Genomic DNA, 21,327 nt, shown 5'->3' on the forward strand with positions numbered 1-21,327 from the left:
CCCTCGGCAGCGAGTCGGCCGTGCGGCCCTCGATCGGGAAAGCGGCCCATGGGAAAATGGGTCGCCACCCCATAACGCATAGAAGTACGATGGTCGGCATGAATATACGCCGCGTCCCCTTCGACCACCCTGACGCCGTCAAGCTGAACGACCAGGTCCAGGCCGAGTACGCCGTGCGTTACGACGACGAGGGTGACGTAACTCCTCTCGATCCGTCGATGTTCGAGCCGCCGCTCGGCCTGTACCTCATCGCGTACGACGCGCAGGACCGGCCGGTGGCCACGGGCGGCTGGCGTTCCCAGAACGCGAACGACGAGGGCTACTCGGACGGGGACGCGGAGATCAAGCGCATGTACGTGATCGAGGAGGCGCGCGGCAACGGTCTCGCCCGTCGCATCCTCGCGGCCCTGGAGGACGACGCCCGCGCGGCCGGCCGTACCCGCATGGTCCTGGAAACGGGCACGAAGCAGCCGGAGGCGATCGCCCTCTACACGTCCAGCGGCTACGAACCCTGCGTCAAGTTCGGCCATTACCGCTTCCACGACTTGAGCAGGTGCTTCGCAAAGCCGCTGTGAAGCACCGGGCTTTGATGGGGTGTCAGGCGCGCAGGAAGGCCAGTACGGCCAGCACTCTGCGGTGGGTCTCGTCGGCCGGAGGCAGGTCCAACTTCGTGAGGATGCCGCTGATGTGCTTGCCGACGGCGGCCTCGGACACCACCAGTTCGCGAGCGATCGCGCCGTTCGACCGGCCCTCGGCGATCAGCGCCAGAACCTCGCGTTCGCGCGGGGTGAGCCGTTCCAGCGGATCGCGGCGGCGGCGCAGCAGTTGGCGTACGACCTCGGGGTCGACGACCGTGCCGCCGTCGGCGACCTCGAGCAGCGCGTCCACGAACTCCTCCACCTGCCCGACCCGGTCCTTGAGCAGGTAGCCGACGCCCGTTCCGTCGCCGGAGTCGAGCAGGTCGGCGGCGTATCTGCGCTGGACGTACTGACTGAGGACGAGAACGGGCAGCGTGGGTCGCGTCTCGCGCAGTCGTACGGCCGCGTGCAGGCCCTCGTCCTGGAAACCGGGAGGCATCCGGACGTCCGTCACCACGATGTCCGGCCCGTGCTCGCCGACCGCGGCGACCAACGCCTCGGCGTCGCCGACGGCCGCGACCACCTCGTGCCCGTAGCGGGTGAGCAGGCCGATGAGCCCGTCCCTGAGCAGCACGCTGTCCTCGGCCAGGACTACACGCAGGGCTCGGTCAGCTGACAAGGGATCTCCACGCGCAACAAGGTCGGTCCGCCGGGTGGGCTGGACAGGGAAAGTCTGCCATCCATTACTGACACCCGGTCCGCGAGTCCGGTCAGCCCGCTGCCGCTCCCGGCATCCGCGCCGCCCCGCCCGTCGTCGCGTATCTCCAGGACCAGCCGCCCGTCGCGATGACCGCCACCGACCTCGGCACGGCCGGCCGCACTGTGCTTGTCGACGTTGGCGAGGGCCTCGCACACCACGAAGTACGCGGCTGCCTCCACCGCTTGGGGCAGGCGCCCGGGCAGCTCCAGGCTCACGTCCACGGGGGTTACGCAGCGGTCGGCGGCGTCCGCGACGGCCGCCTGGAGTCCGTAGTCCGCGAGGACCTGCGGATGGATGCCGTGGATGAGTTCGCGCAGCTCGGCGAGTGCCTTGCCCGCCTCGTCGTGCGCCTTGGCGAGCTGGTCGGCGAGGGGGCCGGGCGGGGCGTCGAGGCGGGCAAGGCCGAGGCTCATCGTCAGGGAGACGAGGCGCTGTTGCGCCCCGTCGTGCAGATCGCGCTCGATACGCCGCCGCTCCGCCTCGAAGGCGTCCACCAACCGGACGCGGGAACGCGCCAGTTCGACGACCCGCGCATCCAGGTCGCCCTCGCGGGAGGCGATCAGCAGACGGGTCAGCGCGGCCCGCGCGCCGGCCGCGACGCCGAGAACGTACGCGCACAGGCCCAGCAGCACGAGCCCGAGGACGGCGACGCCGAAGGCAGTCGGCCAGCCGGTGACCGTCCACTGCTTGAGCACCTTCGCCTCGTGGCCGTCGCCAACTGTCGCCATCAGCAAGGGAGTTGCCGTCATGGACATCGGAAACAGCAGCGCGACCGTGAGCACCAGGACGTCCACCGGCCACAGCAGCCCCGCGAACAGGAGTGCGTACCCGAGCTCCCGCCAGGTCGCCCGCTCCCGCAACCGTGTCACCAGCCAGGCCCACAGACCGGGTTCGGCGGGCACCCGGTGCTGCTCCGGCACCGGCTCCAGATCGACCAGCCGCAGCCTGAGCCGCTCGACACGGCCCACCGGCAGACCGGCCAGGGCCACACCGACCAGCAGGGGCAACCCCACCAGGACGACGGCGAGTACGCCGCCGACCGCCGCGAGCGTCACGATCGCCACCAGGGCGGCGGCACCGGTGATGGCACCGGTGACCAGGTAGCCGACCGAGCGCCAGGGCCACGCCGACAGGAGGTAGCCGGGCCTGGTCATGGCCTGCCACACGGTGCGGGGTTGCACGGGGATCGCCGGATGCATGGGGATCACCGTATGAGCGGCGTATGTGCCGGTGCCATCGGTCCAGGGTCCGGATCGGAGGTAGGCCTGGCCCCACCCCAGGTCTCGCCTCTGCCGCACTGCGCTGCTGTGCCCCCACACGGTTTCGTGAAGCCATCCCGAAACCGGATCACCAGATCGAGGCCATGCTGTGCTGAGAATCGCCCTGCGCACACTGCGTACCCGCTGGACCGCCTTCGTCGGCAGCTTCGTCGCCCTCTCGCTGGGCGTCGCACTGATCGCCGTGATGGGCCTGGCCCTGGCCTCCTCGCTGGACGCCCCCGAACGCCGACCCGAGCGGTTCGCCGCGGCCCCGGTCGTCGTGCAGGGCACGGACACCCTGCGCGTACCCACCGCGAACGGCGACGAGACGCGCCAACTCGCGCATCCGCGTGCCGTACCGGACGAGGTCGTCGCGCGGCTGAAGGGGCTGGGGACGGTCGTCGAGGACCGGTCGTTTCCCGTAGTACGGGCCCGGGGCGGCCCCCGCGAACTGGTGGGCCATCCCTGGTCGACGGCGGCCTTCACCCCGTACGAGCTGAAGACGGGCCGCGCACCCCGCACCGCCGACGAGATCGTCGTCAGCGGCGACTGGGCGAAGCCCGGCGAGCGCGTACGGACCGACCGCGGCACCGTACGTGTCGTCGGCACCGTCGCCGGGCGCGGCTTCGAGAACGCCGTGTTCTACACCGACGCACGCGCCGCCGAACTGTCCCCGCGCAGCGTCCAGCTCGTCGTGGACGCGGACGCGGCGGCGGTACGCGACGTGGTGCGCGGCAGTGGCGTACAGATGCTCACCGGGGACGCGCGCCGTTACGCCGATGCCGATCCCGACCGGGACAGCGAGGCGCTGACCGCGATGAACGCCCTGTTCGGCACGGCGGGCGGGGTCACCGGCTTCGTGTCGGTGTTCGTGGTGGCGTCCACCTTCGCGTTCGCGGTGGCCCAACGACGCCGGGAGTTCGGGCTGTTGCGCACCGTCGGGGCGACCTCCGGCCAGATCCGGCGCATGGTCTTCGCGGAGGCCCTCGTGATCGGTGTGCTCGCTTCGGCCGCCGGGTGCGTGCTCGGGGCGTACGGTGCGCCGTGGCTCGCCGAGAGGGTGGTCGACGGCGGGCTCGCACCGGGCTGGTTCACGATCGGCGATCACACCTGGCCGTACCACCTGGCTTTCTGGACAGGCCTGTTCGTCGCACTGTGCGGAGTGGTGGCCGCTTCCTGGCGGGCCGGGAGGACCGCGCCGACCGAGGCGCTGCGCGAGGCGTCCGTCGATACGAGGACGCTGACGTGGGGCCGCGGGCTGTGCGGCGCGGCACTGCTGCTGACCGCCGCCGTGACGCTGGGCATGGCCCTGGTCAGCGACCCGGGCGACCTGCTGCACCGCAAGACGTACATCAGCCGCACCATGCTGCTGATCACCGCGATCGCCCTGCTCGCCCCGGTCCTGGTGCGTCCGCTGACCCACGTGCTCGCCTGGCTCCCGGCCCAACTGCCGGGCGTGATCGGCAGGTTGGCACGCGAGAACGCCGCCACGGACGTACGCCGCACCGCCGCCGTCGCCGCCCCCGTCCTGGTCACGGTCGCGCTGGCCGGCTCCCTGCTCGGCGCCACCGCCACCCTGAACGAGGCGAAGGCCGCCGAGATCCGTGAGCAGACGGCCGCCGACTTCGTGATCAGGGCTGCGGACGGCGGCTCGGGCTTCACTCCGGCGACGGTGGCGCGCCTGCGCGAGGTGCCCGGAACCGTGGTCTCCGCGACCTCGTCGAGCGCCGTGCACACGCTGGAGGAGGGCGTGGCCCTCATCAAGTCCGAGGCCCGCGCCGCCGATCCGCGTACGCTCGCCGCGACCACCCACCTCCCGGTCACGGCCGGCAACGTCCGCGACCTCGACGACGACTCGATCATCGTCAACGAGGAGTGGGAGAGGCACACGGTCGGACAGCACGTGAACGTCTGGCTCGGCGACGGCACGAAGAAGTCCCTACGGATCGCCGCCGTACTGTCCACCGGCACGGGCGACAACGGCGTGTACGTCACGCCACGCAACGCTCCGGGCGCGACGGTCGACCGAGTGGACGTGGCCCTCGCGAAGGGCGCCGACAGATCCGCGGTGGCGAGGTACCTGCACGCGTCGGTGCACGGCACGGGCGCCGAGCTCCTCACCAAGTCCCAGTGGATCCAGGCGAGTTACCCCGAAACCAACCGCACGACCCGACTCGGCATCCTCCTGGTTCTCGGCATCGCCTTGCTCTACACGGCCATCTCCCTCACGAACACCATGATCATGGCCACCTCAGACCGCCCCCGCACCCGCGACCTGGCCTCCCTACGCCTGGCCGGCACCACCAAGGGCCAGGCCCTGCGCCTGGTCGCCGCCGAATCCCTGCTGGTGGTAACGGTAGGAGCCGTACTCGGCCTCATGACCACAGCCCTGAACCTGCTCCCGATATGGACCGCCCTGACCCTCCTGCCGGCCCCCGCCCCGCTCGAGATCCCCTGGCCGGCACTCGCCACAACGCTCACGGCGTGCGCACTCCTCGCCGTGCTCTCGGCCCTCGCCGCCGCGGGGGTCGCTTTGCGGCGGGGGGCGGTGGGATTGGCGGGCGTGCGCGAGTGAGGTCGGTCCGGATTCCGCGCCGACCGCCCACAGGTCGTCGGATGCGGCGCCGACCGTGGTGTCGGCCGCCACCCGGATGCTGGCGGCAATGGCGCGCAGGGACCCCGGGAGCACGGAACTACTCCTGGACATACTGCCGGACGCTTTCCCATGGGTCCGTTTCCTGCCCGAGGCCGATCTCCACGCCTTCGCCGTCGAACTGGTCGACACCATGCGCGCCGCCGACTCCCTCGGCAACAACGCCTCCGTCGCCCAACTGCTCACCGCCTGGCGGCACACCGCCGAGGTTCACTCCGACCCCGAACTGCTGGCCGCACTGACCAGGGACCACGGAGACGACTACGGCCCGGTGCCGGACCCTCGGGACATCGGATGACCACGGGCCGCGGCGACCACGTCGCACCGCCGGCAGCCTTCACATCGGCCCGCCCGACTGCACCCGGACCTCGCACCGAGTCCAGAAACGCAGAGATCCCGCCCGATCGAAACGATCGGACGGGATCTCATGAACTGTGCAGTGGACCTGAGGGGATTTGAACCCCTGGCCCCCTCGATGCGAACGAGGTGCGCTACCAGACTGCGCCACAGGCCCTTGCAACGAGGGAAACTCTAGCATCCGCGTCCGGGTGCTTGGAAATCCGTTCCTGGCTGGTCAAGGGTGGGGGTTCTGGGGCGTTGCCGCTCGCTTGCCACGTGGTTGTCACTCGTTGGCGGCGCGTGGCCGGTCGCCGTCCTCGTACTGGTCGAAGAGCGGAGTACGGCCCCGTTCGCGGGCCCGGCGGGCCGAGGCGGCGCGGCGGGCGTCCGCGGCGCCGTCCGAGTCCGCGTCGGGGTCGGACGGGTCGTCCTCCTGCGTCGGAGCCGCCCCGGCCGCCTGCGCCTGGGACGCCTGCGCCTGGGCCGCGGGGCGCTCGGCCGCGCTGGAACGTGCCGAACTCCACGCGTCGGGTGCGCCCAGGTCGACGCCAGCCGTGGCGCGCGGGGCGACGGGGGCCGTCACGTACGTCGGCAGCGGTACGGGGACGGGGTCCCAGCTGTCGCCGCCGGACGGACCGCGTCTGCGTTCGCGCTGCTGGTCGACCCACTCCGCGTGGTCGGTCTGCTCGACGAGGGCACGGCGGTCGGCGGCCAGTGCGGAAAGGCCGGGGTCACTGGTCGGCTCCGGTCCGTCCTCCGGGTCGTCCGCGGCGGACGGCTCGGCGGGCGGTCGCCGCCTCGGCTGGCGTTCCCGCAGCCGCTGCGCCGCGGCCTCGGCGCGCCTGCGGTCCATCGTGTATGTGAACCGCCGCCGCTCCTGGGAGCGCAGATACGCGATGTAGACGCTCAGCAGTATCGCCGGCACCCCGGGCGCCCACAGAAACGCGAGCCCTCCGACAGCCGCCACGATCGCACCGAGCGTGAAGGCGACGAAGAGAACCGTCGTCGTCCGCCGCCGGCGCGCGAGCACCTTCGAGCGCCGGGCGCGCGCTGCTGCCTCCGCCGCGGCAGCCCGGCGCGAACGAGCCGAGGAGGAGGACGAGGTCGAGGACGAGGACTGTGTCGGGGACGCTGACGAATTGGCGCTCCGCTTCCCTCCCGGCTTCGCCCCTTGCTGAGGCACCGGTCCGGCCCCAGCCGAACGGCCCGCCCCAGCCGAACGGCCCGACTGCGCCGCCGACTTGGCACCGGGCTTCGATACACCCGCCGCCCCGGGCCTGGACGTCGAGTCAGCCGCCCGCTTCCCGGAAGCGGCAGCCGAAGGCGAGGGCCCGCCCTCCGCCTCGGGCCGCCGCTCACCGCGTACGCCCCGCGCATCGTCCCGTACGTCCGCGACCTTGCCGCGCGCCTCGCGCCGGGTCTGGGGCATGGCGAAGGCCCGGGCGTCCACGGAGGCGGTGTGGACGTCCGGTTCGGCGTCGTGCTCCCCCTCTTCGGTGGAGCGCGCCTGCAGGTCCTTGGCGTATCGGCGTTCCATCCCCGCGCGTCCGGACAGCAGCCGGATGGCGGTGCTGAAGCGTTCCGTCGGACGGGCCTCATTCAGCTCGTCCTGCCTACGGAGCCACATGGGCACCAAGTAGGCGGCCCAGGCCCCGACAATGACTGCGTAGATGAGGCCGCTGCTGCTCACGCCTCACACGGTAGAGGGGTTTGCGTGAGGCCATCTGCCAATTCCGCCGGTGTGTCGCACGATCTGGCTGATATTTCGAGCTTTTTTGCAGCCGATGCGATCAGCGGGCCACCGGGAGCCGGAAATTAACGCCCGAGGACGGTCGACCACCGCTCATTTTCGAACACGCATTTCATTTAGGCGTTGTTAGTCGACGATTGGCAGTGTCAGGCCGTGTTCCGTGGGGTGTCCCGCGGTGAGTTTTCGGACGTGTTCCGGGAGCGTGTCCGCTGCCAGCGGCTGAGCAGGCCCTCGGGGACCTCTTCTGCGGTGAGTGCGAAGACGAGGTGGTCGCGCCAGGCTCCGTCGATGTGAAGATAACGTGGACGAAGTCCTTCCTCGCGGAATCCGAGTTTCTCCACGACCCGGCGGCTGGGGCCGTTCTCGGGGCGAATGCAGACTTCGATGCGGTGCAGTCCGACGGTTCGGAAGCAGTGGTCGACCGCGAGAGCGACGGCTGTCGGCATCACTCCGCGTCCGGCGACGGCCTCGTCCACCCAGTAGCCGATATGGCCCGAGCACATCGAACCCCAGGTGATTCCGGCGACGGTCAACTGCCCGACGAGCCGCCCCTGATACTCGATGACGAACGGCAGCATCCGGCCCGCGTTGGCCTCGGCGCGCAGATGCCGGACCATCTGGCGGTAGGTCGGCCGGTGGGCTATCGGCCCAGTGGGAGTGGGCGGCGGAATGGTGGCTTCCCAGGGACGCAGCCAGTCCCGGTTGCGCCGGTTGACGTCGCGCCAGGCTCGGTGGTCGCGCATCTTTATGGGCCGGAGGACGACGTCTCCGTCCACCAGCTCGATCGGCCAGGATGGGCTGTTCAGCTCGCACCCCCACTGCCGCTGGGTCTGGGGTGATCGCCACCGCGGAGCTGGTCCACGGCGTGGATCAACAGGGGCCGCAGAACGGCGAGTCCGTCCTTGACCCCGCCGGTGGAACCCGGCAGGTTCACGATCAGCGTCCGCCTGGCGACTCCGGCCAGCCCCCGGGACAGCGCCGACGTCGGCACCTTCTCCCTTCCGAACGCTCTGATGGCCTCCGCGATGCCCGGCACCTCGTAGTCGAGGACGCGCCTGGTCGCTTCGGGGGTGCGGTCGGTGGGCGAGATGCCGGTGCCCCCGGTGGTCACGATGACGTCGTATCCGGCGTCGACGCCCCCGCGCAGGGCGGCCTCCACGGGGTCTCCGTCGGGGACGACGTGCAGCCCTTCGACGGTGAACCCCATGCTGCCGAGGTCCTTGGCGATCAGCGGGCCGCCCTTGTCCTCGTAAACGCCTGCGGCGGCACGGTTGGACGCCGTGAGGACCATGGCGCGATACGTCATGTCCGGCTCCAGTCGCCCGACTTGCCGCCCGTCTTCTCCTCGACGCGTACGTCCGTGATGACCGCCCCCTTGTCGACCGCCTTGACCATGTCGATCACGGTGAGAGCCGCCACGCTGACCGCGGTGAGGGCCTCCATCTCCACCCCCGTACGGTCGGTGGTCTTCACGGTGGCCAGGATCTCGACGGCGTCTTCCGCGACCGACAGATCAATCTTGACACCCGACACCGACAACGGGTGGCACAGCGGAATCAGGTCCGGTGTGCGCTTGGCGCCCATGATGCCCGCGATGCGCGCGGTGGCCAGTGCGTCGCCCTTGGGGAGGCCCTCGCCGCGCAGCAGCTCGACCACCCGGGGCGAGACCAGGACCCGGCCGCTGGCGCGGGCGGTGCGCGCGGTCACGTCCTTCCCGGACACGTCGACCATGCGGGCGGCGCCCGCCTCGTCGATGTGGGTCAGTCGGTCGTTGGTACTCATGGCGCTCCCGGTCGGGCCTGTTGTGCGCGACACGGTACCGCCATCCCGGCCCGGTCAGCCGAGGAGTACCACCTCGACCTCGGTGCCGGGCTCCACGGATTCCACGGTCTCGGGGACCACGATCAGCGCGTCGGCGCGGGCGAGGGCCGCGATCAGGTGCGATCCGGCGCCGCCGACGGGGGTCACCTCTCCGTTCGCGTACCGCCCGCGCAGGTATTGACGGCGTCCGGCGGGCGAGGTCAGCGCCTTGTCGGTGTTCAGGACCGCCCTGGTCGTGGGCCGGTGGATGTCGTCGACGCCCATCAGGGTGCGGATCGCGGGGCGTACGAACAGCTCGAAGGAGACGTACGAGGACACCGGGTTGCCCGGCAGGGCGAGCAGCGGGGTGTGGTCGGGGCCGATGGAGCCGAAGCCCTGGGGCTTGCCGGGCTGCATGGCGAGCTTGCGGAACTCGATGCCGCTGCCGGGCTCGTCCTCGTCGCCAACGGACTCCAGTGCCTCCTTGACGACGTCGTACGCCCCCACGCTGACACCGCCCGTGGTGACCAGGAGGTCGGCGCGGATGAGCTGGTCCTCGATGGTGGCCCGGAGGGTCTCGGCGTCGTCGGTGACCGCGCCCACGCGGTAGGCGATGGCTCCGGCGTCGCGGGCGGCGGCGGTCAGCGCGAAGCTGTTGGAGTCGTAGATCTGGCCGTTGCCCAACTCCTCGCCGGGCTGGACGAGTTCGCTGCCGGTGGACAGGACGACGACGCGCGGGCGCGGGCGCACCCGTACCGTTCCGCGGCCGATCGCTGCGAGCAGTGCGATCTGCGGCGGACCGAGGATCGTGCCCGCTTCCAGGGCGCGGTCCCCGGCCTTGACGTCGCTGCCCTTCGCGCGCACGTGCGCGCGTGCCGGAGCGGGACGGTGCACCTGGACCTCTCCGGAGGCGCCCTCGGGGGCCGCGCTGTGGGCGCGCATCCGGGAGACGGGGCCCTCGCCGAGGCCGCCGTCGGTCCACTCCACGGGGACGACGGTCTCGGCGCCCGGCGGCAGCGGGGCGCCGGTCATGATGCGGGCGGCCTCGCCGGGGCCCACCCGGAGCGGCTCGGCCGGACCCGCCGCGACGTCCCCGACGACCCTGAGGACGGCCGGGAACTCCTCGCTCGCGCCCGCGACATCGGCGACCCGGACCGCGTACCCGTCCATCGAGCTGTTGTCGAACGGCGGCAGGGAGACCGGCACCGTGACGTCCTCGACCAGGACACAGCCCTGGGCGTCGAGGAGTTGCAGCTCGATGGGTTCGAGGGGACGGACGGTCGTGAGGATGTCCTCCAGGTGCTCGGTCACCGACCAGAGGTGGTCCTGGCCGGTGACGCGGGTCGCGGCGCTGCTCAAAGTTGCTACATCTCCTCGGTGACGTAACTGCGAAGCCAGGTCCGGAAGTCCGGGCCCAGGTCTTCACGTTCGCACGCGAGTTGGACAATGGCACGCAGGTAGTCGCCTCGGTCGCCGGTGTCATAGCGACGGCCCTTGAAGACGACGCCGTGCACGGGCCCGCCGATCTTCTCGTCGGCGGCGAGCTCCTGGAGGGCGTCGGTGAGCTGGATCTCGCCGCCGCGGCCCGGCTCGGTCTTGCGGAGGATGTCGAAGACGTGCGGGTCGAGGACGTAGCGGCCGATGATCGCGTAGTTCGACGGGGCGTCCGCCGCGGACGGCTTCTCGACCAGGTCGTGGACCTTGACGACGTCGCTGTCGGGGGTGGTGTCGACGGCCGCGCATCCGTAGAGGTGGATCTGCTCGGGTGCGACCTCCATGAGGGCGATCACGCTGCCGCCGTACTGCTCCTGGACCTCGACCATGCGCGCCAGCAGGGGGTCGCGCGGGTCGATCAGGTCGTCGCCGAGGAGGACGGCGAAGGGCTCGTGGCCGACGTGCGGAGCGGCGCACAGGACGGCGTGACCGAGGCCCTTGGGGTCGCCCTGGCGTACGTAGTGCATCGTCGCGAGGTCGCTGGACTCCTGCACCTTGGCGAGCCGGCTGGCGTCGCCCTTCTTCTGAAGGGCCGATTCCAGCTCGTAGTTGCGGTCGAAATGGTCCTCAAGGGGGCGCTTGTTGCGGCCCGTGATCATGAGGACATCGTCGAGGCCCGCGGAGGCGGCTTCCTCGACCACGTACTGGATCGCCGGCTTGTCGACGACCGGCAGCATCTCCTTGGGAGTGGCCTTGGTGGCCGGCAGGAACCGGGTACCGAGGCCTGCTGCGGGGATGACAGCCTTGCTGATCCTGGGGTGTGCCTGAGTCATGCCGGTCACCTTATCCGGTGCCTATGGTCGGAATATGTGGCTCCGGTTAATTCGCTCTCATATGAGCGCATCAGCAAAAGTACGGGAGCGAACTGTGAGTCGACCGAGACCAGATGCGGAGCCTGGCAAGCGAATGTTGCGGCAGGAGTTCCTCCTGGTGAGAAGCCGGTTGACGACTGATGACGCGGAGGAAACGGAGGCCGCGCTCGTCGTTCGTGCGCTGGAGCTGCCCGAACTGACGCAGGCGCGAACCGTGGCGGCGTACGTCTCCGTGGGGAGTGAGCCGGGTACGCGCGCGCTGCTCGACGCGCTTCACGCGCGCGGGGTACGCGTTCTGCTGCCGGCCCTGATGGCGGACAACGACCTGGACTGGGGTGCGTACGACGGTGAGGGCTCGCTGGTCCGCGTACAACACCGGGGAAAAATGGCCCTCCTGGAGCCCGCGGGCGAGCGCCTCGGACCGGATGCCGTGCTGTCGGCCGACGCCGTCCTGCTGCCGGGGCTGGCCGTGGACGCGCGCGGGATGCGGCTGGGGCGCGGCGGCGGGTCGTACGACCGGGTGCTCGCGCGGCTGGAGCGGGCGGGGGCCGATCCGGCGCTGGTGGTGCTGCTGTACGACTCCGAAGTGGTCGATCGTGTCCCTGAGGAACCGCATGACCGGCCGGTGCACGCGGTGGTCACTCCTTCGGGAGTACGCCGCTTCCGTCGACGCCCGTAGAGACTCAACTGCATGTAGAGGCTGATCAGCCTGTAGTGGCCGATCTGCGAAATGGCCCTCCACGCGCGTGGAGGGCCATTTTCACGGTGAGGCCGGCCGAAGACCGGCCGTCCGGCTCAGGGCTTCAGCACCAGCGTGTCCTCGGTGTTCTCGTCGACCGCCCGCTCTGTGGAGACCCAGTCCAGGAGTTCGCCCTTGGCCCACTTGTCGGTCTGGTCGATGTAGTGCTCGTTGTAGGCGTGCCCGGAGGCGCCGGTGAGGTTGATCCACTTCGATTTGTCGAAGTCGTCGAGGTTCACGACCATCCGCATCGACGGCACCCAGACCACGGTGTAGCCGCCCGCGGCGTTCCAGCCGGTGGCGCTGACGGCGGCCTCGCCGCCGCCCAGGTTGTACGGGCCGCGGTTGAGCATGAACTGCAGGAAGCCGGGGCCGTCGGTGCCCATGGTCTGGTTCTTCAGGTACAGCCGGTGCAGGCGGCCCCAGTTCCAGGTGTCCATGTCCTTGCCGAGCTTGGCGGTCAGCTCCCAGCGGGCGTCCTCCAGGGCCCGCGCGAAGAGCTCGTCGCGGTTCTTGGCCGCCTTCTCGGTGCGGTTGCCGGGCGCCTTCCACCAGTCGCTCTTCTCGTCGTCGAGAAGCGACCTGACCACCTCGAACCAGCGGTCCCCTCCGTCCGGCTGCGCACTGTCCGCGTCACGCTGACCGCACTCCCGCACCCGCCGGTCCTCGTCGGCCGGACCGGTGGTGTCGACCGGCTCGACGTACAGGCACTGGCCCTCGACCCGCAGCTCCTTGGGCAGCTTGTTGCCGAACGCGAGCTTCAGGATGTTGCGCCAGACGGCGTTGAAGTAGGCGGCGGCCGCAGAATCGGCGTCCTGGGTGTAGTTCCAGCCCTCCAGGAGCTTCTGGCCGTCCCGTACGTCCTTGTCGGCGACGTCGATCTTGAGCAGCAGGGGCACCAGGAGCTTGGCGATCTCGCTGCTGTTGTCGAGCTGCATCTGGCGCATGTCGTCGGTCGAGACCTTGCCGCCGCCCTTGAGCTTCGACTCGATGAGATCGGTTATCCGCTGGCTGCGTGTGCCGTAGCCCCAGTCCGTAGTGAGCGTGTAGGGGTACTTCTCCTTGTCGACGACGGCCTGGTTGGCGGTCACTATGTAGCCGCGTTTCGGGTTGTACTCGTAGGGCAGCTCGGACTGCTTGATGTAGCCGGTCCACTCGTACTTAGAGTCCCAGCCGGGCGACGGGAGCGAGCCGTCGCCCGCACCGCGCTTCGGGATCCTGCCGGGCAACTGGTAGCCGATGTTGTTCTGCTGGTCGGCGTAGATCAGGTTCTGCGAGGGCACGTCGAACAGGGCGGCGGCCTTGCGGAAGCCGTTCCAGTCGGTGGCCTTGTTCATCGCGAAAACGGCGTCCATAGAGGTGCCCGGTTCCAGGGCGGTCCAGCGCAGCGCGATGCCGTAGCCGTCGCCGCGGTCGGGTGCGTCCTGGTCGACGGTGGCCTTCTTGCCGACCTTCACGAGCTCGTCGTCACGGTCGGAGAGCAACGGCCCGTTGTTGGTCTCCCGGACGACGATCGTCTTGCTGTCGCCGCCCGCGACGTCGATCTTCTCCTCGCGCGTGGTGAAGGATCTCACCTTGCCGTCGTACTCGTAGCCGTCCCCGGTGAGCTTCTCCAGGTACAGGTCGGCGACATCGGCACCGGAGTTGGTCATCCCCCAGGCGATGTTCTGGTTGTGGCCGATGATCACGCCCGGCAGGCCCGCGAAGGTGTACCCGGAGACGTCGTACTGGCACTCGTCGGAGACGCCCCTGCAGTGCAGGCCCATCTGGTACCAGACCGACGGCAGCGACGGCGACAGATGCGGATCGTTGGCGAGGAGCGGCTTGCCGCTGATGGTGTGGGCGCCGCCGATGACCCAGGAGTTGGAGCCGATGCCGTTGCCGTTCACGCCGACGGCCGTGGGGACGTCGTCCAGTTCGTCGTAGAGGCCCGACAGCTGGCTCTGGAGACCGTCCGGGGCCGTGGCGCCGCCGGCGAGCCCGGAGCCCCCTCCGGAGGCGTTCGTGCCGCCGCTCTGCTCGTACTCGTCGGTGCTCCGGTTGTACTCGCCCTCCTGGACGATCGTCTTGTTCCGGTCGTACGGGTACTGCGGGTACAGGTCCTCGATCTGCTGCGGGCCGAGGCGGCTGGTCATCAGGGAGCGGTCGATCTCGTCCTGCATGTTGGCGCGCAGGTCCCAGGCCATCGCCTTGAGCCAGGACACCGAGTCGACCGGAGTCCATTCCGCGGGCTTGTAGTCGTTGGAGAAGCCGAGCGCCGCGTACTCCAGGGAGATGTCGTCGCCGTCCTTGCCCTTGAGGTAGGCATTGACTCCCTTGGCGTACGCCTGGAGGTACTTCTTCGTCTCGGCCGACAGCTTGGTCTTGTACTCCTGCTCCGCGACCCGCTTCCAGCCGAGGGTGCGCAGGAACTCGTCGTTGTCGACCTGGCCCTTGCCGAACATCTCGGAGAGCCTGCCGGACGTCATGTGGCGGCGGACGTCCATCTCGTAGAACCGGTCCTGCGCCTGGACGTAGCCCTGCGCCATGAACAGGTCCTCGTCGGTGTCGGCGTAGATCTGCGGGATGCCGTTGGCATCACGCTTGACGTCCACCGGTCCTGACAGACCGTCCAGTTCGATCGATCCCTTGGTCTGCGGGAAGGAGGCGCGCACGGTGCCGATGGTCCAGAACGCCCCGAAACCGACGCCCCCGATGATGGCCAGAACCAGGACGATCAGGATCAGACGGGCTCTGCGCCCCTTCTTCCTGCCGGACTTGCCGCGCTTCTGACCGGAAGAAGAGGTGGTGTTGGGGGGCATCGCTGTCCTTGCTGTCCTCACGCGAGCGGCAGGCGGGGCCGTGCTTTTGACTGAACGCAGGAGCAACCATAGGTCAGGGCTCGACGCGCCCTGACGCGGAGTCCGGAACGGGCTGCTTCAGGCGATCGGGGCCACAACCCCGATCGTCAAGAAAGCGTCAAGAGTTAGGTAAAGTAACGAAGTACTTGCATGGCCGAGAGGGGAGCACCCGCTGACTGTCCACCACCTCAACCAGCTCCTGCTCGTCTGCTCTCTCGTTCTGCTCGTCGCGGTGGCAGCGGTTCGCATCTCTTCACGCAGCGGGCTCCCCAGCCTGCTCGTCTACCTGGGCATCGGCGTCGCCATGGGGCAGGACGGCGTCGGCGGCATCCACTTCGACAACGCCGAACTGACCCAGGTCTTCGGGTACGCGGCCCTGGTCGTGATCCTGGCCGAGGGCGGTCTCGGCACGAAGTGGAAGGACATCAAGCCGGCGCTTCCGGCCGCCTCGTCACTGGCTCTGGTGGGCGTCGCGGTGAGCGTCGGCGTCACGGCCACGGCGGCCCACTACCTGATCGACCTGGAGTGGCGGCAGGCGCTCATCGTCGGCGCGGTGGTCTCCTCGACGGACGCGGCGGCGGTCTTCTCGGTGCTGCGCAAAGTGCCCCTCCCCGCACGCCTGACGGGCATGCTGGAGGCCGAGTCCGGCTTCAACGACGCTCCGGTGGTCATCCTCGTCGTCGCCTTCTCCACGGCCGGTCCGGTGGAGCACTGGTACGCGCTGATCGGCAAGATAATCCTGGAGCTGGCCATCGGCGCGGCCATCGGGCTCGCGGTGGGCTTCGTCGGCTCGTACGGGCTGCGTCATGTGGCACTGCCCGCCTCCGGCCTCTACCCGATCGCCGTCATGGCCATCACGGTCATGGCCTACGCGGGCGGGGCGCTCGCCCACGGCAGCGGCTTCCTCGCCGTGTATCTGGCGGCGATGGTGCTCGGCAACCAGAAGCTGCCGCACTGGCCCGCCACCCGCGGCTTCGCCGACGGGCTCGGCTGGATCGCCCAGATCGGCATGTTCGTCCTGCTCGGCCTGCTGGTCACGCCGCATGAACTGGAGGACGACTTCTGGCCCGCGCTGGCCATCGGCCTGGTGCTGACCGTGGTGGCGCGCCCCCTGAGCGTCGTGGTGGCGCTGCTGCCGTTCCGGTTTCCTTGGCGGGAGCAGGTCCTGATGTCCTGGGCGGGGCTGCGCGGCGCGGTGCCCATCATCCTGGCCACGATCCCGATGGTGAGCGGCATCGAAGAAAGCCGTCGCATCTTCAACATCGTCTTCATACTGGTCGTCGTCTACACCCTCGTACAGGGCCCGACTCTGCCCTGGCTGGGCCGCAAGCTGAGCCTGGACAAGTCCGCCGCCGAGGCGGCCGACCTGGGCATCGAATCGGCGCCCCTGGAGCGACTGCGCGGACATCTGCTGTCCGTCGCGATCCCGGAGGGGTCGAAAATGCACGGCGTCGAGATCAACGAACTGCGGCTGCCCCCAGGAGCCGCCGTCACGCTGGTCGTACGCGACGGTGAATCGTTCGTGCCACTGCCCACGACGATCCTGCAACGCGGCGACGAACTCCTCGTGGTGGCCACGGACCCGGTCCGGGACGCGGCCGAGCGGCGACTACGGGCGGTCGGGCAGGGCGGCAAGCTGGCGGGGTGGCTCGGGACGGGCGGGAACGGCACTTCGTAGGGGGATGCTGTTCGGGATCTGGCTTTCCCAGGAGCACGGTGATTGATACCTGTACGATGAAGGCGCACTCAGATCGACCCACCTCTGCCTGACGCAGAGCTGGCGCGACCGTATGGCGGCCGCTGCCCTCCCAGGGGCCCGGTATCTACCGCAGTTCCGCGCAAGAGGACAGCTCTCGGCGCCTCCCGCAGGGTGAGCCGAAGGGGCGCGTCGGTGATGAGGGCGCGACCGTGCGGAGGCCCGAAGGGTTGAGCACGGTCGCGCCCTCATCACCGACTTGAGCGCCCCGGAGGCGAACCAGCAATAAAGGGGTCGCGCTACCAGGCGGCAGAAAGGCACGGCCGTGGCATCCACGGTCACCTCCGAGTCCGCCAGGACATCGGTCACTTCCCGCCCCGGATACGGGCAACTGCTGCGCACCCGCGGCGCCTGGACGTTCCTGCTCCCCGGCTTCGCCGCACGGCAGCCGTTCGCGATGCTGACCCTCTCCATCGTGCTGCTCGTGCAGCACACCACCGGCTCGTACGGGGCTGCCGGCGCCGTCGCCGCCGCAACCGGTGTCTCCATGGCGCTGTTCGCACCCCTCACCGGTCGCCTCGCCGACCGCCACGGGCAGCGCACTGTCCTGGTGCCTGGCATCCTCGTCCACACCGTGGCGGGTCTCTCCCTGACGGCGCTCGCGCTCGCGGACGCTCCCCTGTGGACGCTGTTCGCGGCGGCCGTCCCCACCGGCGGCTCCGTGCCGCAGATCGGCCCCATGGTGCGGGCCCGCTGGGGCGTCAGGCTCCAGGGCTCGCCCCTGATGACAACTGCGGCGGCCTTCGAGTCCGTCACCGACGAGCTGACCTTCGTACTCGGCCCGCTGCTGGCGACCGCGCTGTGCACCACCGTGGACCCGGCGGCGGGTCTGCTCACGGAGGCCGCGCTGACCCTGGTCGGCGGTCTGCTGTTCGCGGCCCAGAAGAGCACTCAGCCCGCTGTACGTCTCGACGGGCACGCGCGCGTGGAGCACGTTTCCGCTGTTTCGGCCCCTGGAGTACGCGTCTTGATCGTGGCCTTCCTGGGCATCGGTTCCGTCTTCGGCGGTCTACAGGTCTCGCTCGCCGCGTTCACCGAGTCGATCGGCGAGCCCGGCCTGAACGGCGTCCTGTACGGCACCTTCGCCGCGGGCAACATGCTCTCCGGGATCGTCTGCGGCGCCATCGCCTGGAAGAGGGCTCCGCGCCGCCGTCTGGTCATCGGGTACGCGGCGCTGGCCCTCACCGCCACCGGTCTGTTGACCGCGCACTCCGTGCTCGCCCTCGCCGGCGTCGGCTTCCTGGTCGGCATGTGCGTGGCGCCCGCCCTGATCACCGGCTACACGATGGTCGACGGCCTGGTGCCGGCAGGCGCCCGCACGGAGGCGTTGTCCTGGCTCACCGGCGCGGTGGCGCTCGGGCAGGCGGCGGCCGTCACCGTCGCCGGGCAGCTGGAGGACCGTCTCTGGGACGGCGCCGGTTTCCTCGTCCCGATGGGCGGAACGCTGCTGGCTCTGGCGACGCTCGTGGCCCAGCGCTCGCGGCTCGCGCCCAGGCCGGTCGGCCGGACCGTCGCACGTGGCGTCGGTCACCGCGTACCGCTGGCAGTGGACTGAACGCGAGGAATAGGTCACTATTGATGGTCGTTAGCACTCATCGAGTGAGAGTGCCAGGAGGAAGACAAAGTGCCGACCTACCAGTACCAGTGCACCGCGTGCGGCGAGGGCCTCGAGGTGGTGCAGAAGTTCACCGAGGACGCCCTGACCGAATGCCCCAACTGTGATGGCCGCCTGAAGAAGGTGTTCTCCGCGGTCGGCATCGTCTTCAAGGGCTCCGGCTTCTACCGCAACGACAGCCGTGGCTCCTCTTCGAGCAGCTCGACTGCCAAGTCGTCCTCCTCGTCGACTGCCGCCGCCTCGACCTCGTCGTCCTCCACGACCTCGTCCTCCTCGGACTCGTCGTCGTCCGGCACCTCCTCGAGCAGCAGCTCGGCCGCGTAAGGCTTCCTTACGAGACTCTGTCGTCGTACGACGGCGGGGTCCGCGGCGTTTCCGGGCCCGGTTAGGGTGCGGTCATGGCGAACACGGAGAACGCCGAGATCGGCGTCATTGGCGGCTCGGGCTTCTACTCCTTCCTCGACGACGTGACCGAGATACAGGTGGCCACGCCCTACGGGGCGCCCAGCGACTCCCTTTTCCTGGGCGAGATCGCCGGGCGGCGGGTCGCCTTCCTTCCCCGCCACGGCCGCGCCCACCATCTGCCGCCGCACCGCATCAACTACCGCGCGAACCTGTGGGCGCTGCGCTCCGTCGGGGCGCGTCAGGTGCTCGGGCCCTGCGCGGTCGGCGGGCTGCGTCCGGAGTACGGCCCGGGCACGCTGCTCGTACCGGACCAGCTCGTGGACCGTACGAAGTCCCGGCAGCAGACATACTTCGACGGGATGCCGCTGCCCGGTGGCCAGGTGCCGAACGTGGTGCATGTGTCCTTGGCCGACCCGTACTGCCCCGTCGGGCGCGAGGCCGCGCTGGAGGCGGCCCGCGGCCAGGACTGGGAGCCGGTGGACGGCGGGACGCTCGTGGTGGTCGAGGGGCCGCGGTTCTCGACCCGTGCCGAATCGTTGTGGCACCAGGCGCAGGGCTGGTCGGTGGTCGGCATGACCGGGCACCCCGAGGCGGCGCTCGCCCGTGAACTCGAGCTCTGCTACACGTCGTTGACCCTGGTCACCGACCTCGACGCGGGGGCCGAGACCGGCGAGGGCGTCTCGCACGAGGAAGTGCTGCAGGTGTTCGCGGCGAATGTGGAACGGCTGCGGGGTGTGCTGTTCGACGCGGTGGCGGGGCTGCCCGAGAACGGGGCGCGGGACTGCCTGTGCGCGAAGGCGCTGGGCGGGATGGATCCGGGCTTCGAGCTGCCGTAAGGCGGGGATGGGGGCTTGGCCGGGCGGCTGGCTGCGCCCGGGTCGGCTCTGTGGACGGCTCGGTGGCTCCGCCGTCGGCCCGATGGCGGCGTGGCCGACTCGGTGGCTTCGTAGGCTCGCTCGGGTGGGGGCGGAACTCCCCCTTCGGGTGAGCGAGTTGTCCACAACCGGCCGGTTGTCCACGGGCCCGAGCGGGATTCGGCGCGAGGCCGCAGTCTGGCATCGCAAGCCGAAATCCCGACCGCTGGTGGTGGTTCTTGTGTCGCTACTCCCTTCCTTTCCGCGCCCGTTGGGCACGGACGCGCCCGGTACCTGCGAGGTGCCGCACTTCACCCCCGTGCGGGTGCGTGGCGGGCGGTATCAACTGCGACGGCTCGTACGGCACAAAAGGCGGGCCGTGGCCGCGGGGCTCGCCGTGACCGCTGCCGCACTGGTCGCCGCGGGGCCACGGGACGCCGGCCGGGCGCGGGCCCCCTCCGCCGGTACACCGCCTGTCGCGGCGGAGTCGAGAGTGGCGGACGATCCCGTACGGAAGCGGCGGGCCGCCGAGATGGTGACGGCGCCGGTGCGGATCGCCGACGGAGCGACGGTACGGCTGCTGCGGCCGGGCGATCGTGTCGATGTCGTCGCGGCTGACGAGTCGCCGGGGGGCGGCGGCGATGCCCGGGTGGTCGCGCGCGGGGTGCGGGTGACGAAGGTGCCCGAGGCCCTGGACGGCGTGGCCGAGGGCGGTGCGCTGGTCGTGCTGTCCGTGCCACGGCAGACGGCGGTGCGCCTGGCCGGAGCCGGGGCGACCTCGCGATTGGCGGTGACCCTGTGCTGAGGGTGCTCAAGAGGATCACCGGCTGGCTGTCAAGTCCCTCGTTGGAGCTGGGGCGTTGGGCGGGCGCGCCACGCCCTGCCGTAGGTTGCGGAGCTGTTCGTTCCACAACTCGTACGGCTGAAGAGGGGCTCCCTGGTGAGCGAGAACAAGAAGGATCCGAGCCTCTGGGAGGGCTTCAAGACCTTCCTGATGCGCGGGAACGTCGTCGATCTGGCAGTAGCGGTGGTCATCGGCGCGGCCTTCACCAACATCGTCAACTCCGTGGTGCAGGGGATCATCAACCCCCTGGTGGGCGCGATCGGCACAAAGAACCTGGACAACTACAGCTCCTGCATCAAGGCGCCCTGCACCGGCTCCGGCGCCACCGCAGAAGGCGTCCGGATCATGTGGGGCTCGGTGCTCGGCGCGACGCTCTCGTTCGTGATCACCGCCGCCGTCGTCTACTTCCTGATGGTGCTGCCGATGGCCAAGTACCTGGCCCGGCAGGCGGCCCGCCAGAAGGAGAAGGAGAGCACTCACGAGGTCATCGAGGTGACCGAGCTGGAGGTCCTGAAAGAGATCCGCGACGCCCTAGTGGCACAGCGCGGCTCCGGGCACACCGAGCGATAGCGACTGCTGCTCACCGGGCCGGCCAGGCTCAGAGGTGGTGGGCTCAGAGGTGGTGGGGCGGCTTCTCGTCCAGGAAGCGGGCGAGATCTCCGGCACCGTCACCACTGGGCCGCTCGCCCCACCCGCCGTCCGTGTCGTCCGCTGACTGCCGGCTCAACGGGTCGTCGAAGACCAGCTCGGGCTTGCGGGAGTCCCGGGGAGCCGGGGCCACGCCCTCGGAAGGCGCAGGCTGGGGTTCGGGGACTGGGGTGCTGCTCAT

Annotated in this window: 20 protein-coding genes and 1 tRNA gene; 10 read left to right on the plus strand and 11 right to left on the minus strand. The window is 70.0% G+C overall.

The genetic code is table 11. From position 1 onward, the window contains the following. Window positions 1-98 precede the first annotated feature (98 nt). Complete coding sequence (locus OHT21_RS18065; RefSeq protein ID WP_328769349.1) at window positions 99-575, plus strand: GNAT family N-acetyltransferase; 477 nt, start codon at window positions 99-101, stop codon at window positions 573-575. A gap of 22 nt (window positions 576-597) precedes the next feature. On the opposite strand, the gene OHT21_RS18070 is transcribed toward OHT21_RS18065, so the two are convergent. Continuing rightward, window positions 598-1,257 carry a response regulator transcription factor gene (locus OHT21_RS18070; protein WP_328769350.1) on the minus strand — a complete coding sequence of 220 codons (660 nt, stop codon included), beginning with the start codon at window positions 1,255-1,257 and terminating at the stop codon, window positions 598-600. Beyond that, window positions 1,230-2,492, minus strand: coding sequence for a sensor histidine kinase (locus OHT21_RS18075; protein WP_328774136.1), 1,263 nt, complete (start codon window positions 2,490-2,492; stop codon window positions 1,230-1,232). The genes OHT21_RS18070 and OHT21_RS18075 overlap by 28 nt, the downstream gene beginning before the upstream one ends. A 214-nt stretch (window positions 2,493-2,706) precedes the next feature. Here OHT21_RS18075 and OHT21_RS18080 point away from each other — a divergent pair, with 214 nt between their 5' ends. Together OHT21_RS18080 and OHT21_RS18085 are read left to right on the plus strand one after the other, a co-directional pair. Next, entirely contained in the window at window positions 2,707-5,172 is a 2,466-nt protein-coding gene (locus tag OHT21_RS18080) for an ABC transporter permease (protein ID WP_328769351.1), read from the plus strand. Between the two features lie 88 nt (window positions 5,173-5,260). Then, on the plus strand, window positions 5,261-5,548 hold the full coding sequence (locus OHT21_RS18085) for a hypothetical protein (RefSeq protein ID WP_328769352.1): 288 nt from the start codon (window positions 5,261-5,263) through the stop codon (window positions 5,546-5,548). Window positions 5,549-5,690: 142 nt separating this feature from the next. Here the strand turns inward: OHT21_RS18085 and OHT21_RS18090 are convergent. The 7 genes from OHT21_RS18090 to galU all read right to left on the minus strand — a co-directional run bounded on the left by OHT21_RS18090 (window position 5,691) and on the right by galU (window position 11,406). After that, window positions 5,691-5,764 (minus strand) — tRNA-Ala (locus OHT21_RS18090). A 108-nt stretch (window positions 5,765-5,872) separates the two neighbouring features. Further along, on the minus strand, window positions 5,873-7,279 hold the full coding sequence (gene sepX / locus OHT21_RS18095) for a divisome protein SepX/GlpR (RefSeq protein ID WP_328769354.1): 1,407 nt from the start codon (window positions 7,277-7,279) through the stop codon (window positions 5,873-5,875). Window positions 7,280-7,485: 206 nt separating this feature from the next. Further along, window positions 7,486-8,124 (minus strand): GNAT family N-acetyltransferase, encoded by a 639-nt coding sequence (locus tag OHT21_RS18100; RefSeq protein WP_328774137.1) that lies wholly within the window; start codon window positions 8,122-8,124, stop codon window positions 7,486-7,488. A gap of 17 nt (window positions 8,125-8,141) precedes the next feature. Further along, on the minus strand, window positions 8,142-8,645 hold the full coding sequence (locus OHT21_RS18105; RefSeq protein WP_328769355.1) for a MogA/MoaB family molybdenum cofactor biosynthesis protein: 504 nt from the start codon (window positions 8,643-8,645) through the stop codon (window positions 8,142-8,144). Beyond that, window positions 8,642-9,121 carry a cyclic pyranopterin monophosphate synthase MoaC gene (gene moaC, locus OHT21_RS18110; protein ID WP_328769356.1) on the minus strand — a complete coding sequence of 160 codons (480 nt, stop codon included), beginning with the start codon at window positions 9,119-9,121 and terminating at the stop codon, window positions 8,642-8,644. Before moaC ends, OHT21_RS18105 begins: the two co-directional genes overlap by 4 nt. Window positions 9,122-9,175: 54 nt before the next feature. Beyond that, window positions 9,176-10,498 (minus strand): molybdotransferase-like divisome protein Glp, encoded by a 1,323-nt coding sequence (gene glp / locus OHT21_RS18115; RefSeq protein WP_328769357.1) that lies wholly within the window; start codon window positions 10,496-10,498, stop codon window positions 9,176-9,178. 5 nt (window positions 10,499-10,503) lie between these two features. Further along, the gene (gene galU, locus OHT21_RS18120; protein WP_328769358.1) at window positions 10,504-11,406 is read right to left on the minus strand and encodes a UTP--glucose-1-phosphate uridylyltransferase GalU; all 903 of its coding nucleotides are present in this window, start codon (window positions 11,404-11,406) and stop codon (window positions 10,504-10,506) included. Window positions 11,407-11,539: 133 nt separating this feature from the next. Here galU and OHT21_RS18125 point away from each other — a divergent pair, with 133 nt between their 5' ends. After that, window positions 11,540-12,124 (plus strand): 5-formyltetrahydrofolate cyclo-ligase, encoded by a 585-nt coding sequence (locus tag OHT21_RS18125; protein WP_328769359.1) that lies wholly within the window; start codon window positions 11,540-11,542, stop codon window positions 12,122-12,124. A gap of 116 nt (window positions 12,125-12,240) precedes the next feature. On the opposite strand, the gene OHT21_RS18130 is transcribed toward OHT21_RS18125, so the two are convergent. Further along, on the minus strand, window positions 12,241-14,985 hold the full coding sequence (locus tag OHT21_RS18130; RefSeq protein WP_328769361.1) for a penicillin acylase family protein: 2,745 nt from the start codon (window positions 14,983-14,985) through the stop codon (window positions 12,241-12,243). Window positions 14,986-15,196: 211 nt separating this feature from the next. Here OHT21_RS18130 and OHT21_RS18135 point away from each other — a divergent pair, with 211 nt between their 5' ends. From OHT21_RS18135 to mscL, 6 genes are all read left to right on the plus strand, one after another. Further along, complete coding sequence (locus tag OHT21_RS18135; protein ID WP_328774138.1) at window positions 15,197-16,702, plus strand: potassium/proton antiporter; 1,506 nt, start codon at window positions 15,197-15,199, stop codon at window positions 16,700-16,702. Between the two features lie 343 nt (window positions 16,703-17,045). After that, on the plus strand, window positions 17,046-18,335 hold the full coding sequence (locus tag OHT21_RS18140) for an MFS transporter (RefSeq protein WP_328769362.1): 1,290 nt from the start codon (window positions 17,046-17,048) through the stop codon (window positions 18,333-18,335). A gap of 69 nt (window positions 18,336-18,404) precedes the next feature. Beyond that, window positions 18,405-18,719: an FmdB family zinc ribbon protein gene (locus OHT21_RS18145; protein ID WP_328769363.1), complete on the plus strand. Its 315-nt coding sequence runs from the start codon at window positions 18,405-18,407 to the stop codon at window positions 18,717-18,719. Window positions 18,720-18,793: 74 nt separating this feature from the next. Then, complete coding sequence (locus OHT21_RS18150) at window positions 18,794-19,636, plus strand: S-methyl-5'-thioadenosine phosphorylase (protein ID WP_328769364.1); 843 nt, start codon at window positions 18,794-18,796, stop codon at window positions 19,634-19,636. Window positions 19,637-19,895: 259 nt separating this feature from the next. Next, a complete protein-coding gene (locus OHT21_RS18155) occupies window positions 19,896-20,459 on the plus strand; it encodes a hypothetical protein (RefSeq protein ID WP_328769365.1) in 564 nt (187 codons plus the stop codon). A 135-nt stretch (window positions 20,460-20,594) separates the two neighbouring features. Beyond that, window positions 20,595-21,068, plus strand: coding sequence for a large conductance mechanosensitive channel protein MscL (gene mscL / locus OHT21_RS18160; protein WP_328769366.1), 474 nt, complete (start codon window positions 20,595-20,597; stop codon window positions 21,066-21,068). A 43-nt stretch (window positions 21,069-21,111) separates the two neighbouring features. Here mscL and OHT21_RS18165 read toward each other — a convergent pair whose 3' ends face one another. Next, window positions 21,112-21,327, minus strand: coding sequence for a hypothetical protein (locus OHT21_RS18165; protein WP_328769367.1), 216 nt, complete (start codon window positions 21,325-21,327; stop codon window positions 21,112-21,114).

It is taken from the genome of Streptomyces sp. NBC_00286 (assembly GCF_036173125.1).
Lineage (GTDB): Bacteria > Actinomycetota > Actinomycetes > Streptomycetales > Streptomycetaceae > Streptomyces.

Excerpts from the sequence above, each read along its gene's own strand:
- OHT21_RS18065 (WP_328769349.1), top strand. The coding sequence starts at position 99 with ATGAATATACGCCGCGTCCCCTTCGACCACCCTGACGCCGTCAAGCTG.
- OHT21_RS18075 (WP_328774136.1), bottom strand. The coding sequence starts at position 2,492 with ATGACCAGGCCCGGCTACCTCCTGTCGGCGTGGCCCTGGCGCTCGGTC.
- OHT21_RS18085 (WP_328769352.1), top strand. The coding sequence starts at position 5,261 with ATGGCGCGCAGGGACCCCGGGAGCACGGAACTACTCCTGGACATACTG.
- OHT21_RS18105 (WP_328769355.1), bottom strand. The coding sequence starts at position 8,645 with ATGACGTATCGCGCCATGGTCCTCACGGCGTCCAACCGTGCCGCCGCA.
- moaC (WP_328769356.1), bottom strand. The coding sequence starts at position 9,121 with ATGAGTACCAACGACCGACTGACCCACATCGACGAGGCGGGCGCCGCC.
- galU (WP_328769358.1), bottom strand. The coding sequence starts at position 11,406 with ATGACTCAGGCACACCCCAGGATCAGCAAGGCTGTCATCCCCGCAGCA.
- OHT21_RS18125 (WP_328769359.1), top strand. The coding sequence starts at position 11,540 with ATGTTGCGGCAGGAGTTCCTCCTGGTGAGAAGCCGGTTGACGACTGAT.
- OHT21_RS18130 (WP_328769361.1), bottom strand. The coding sequence starts at position 14,985 with ATGCCCCCCAACACCACCTCTTCTTCCGGTCAGAAGCGCGGCAAGTCC.
- OHT21_RS18150 (WP_328769364.1), top strand. The coding sequence starts at position 18,794 with ATGGCGAACACGGAGAACGCCGAGATCGGCGTCATTGGCGGCTCGGGC.
- OHT21_RS18165 (WP_328769367.1), bottom strand. The coding sequence starts at position 21,327 with ATGAGCAGCACCCCAGTCCCCGAACCCCAGCCTGCGCCTTCCGAGGGC.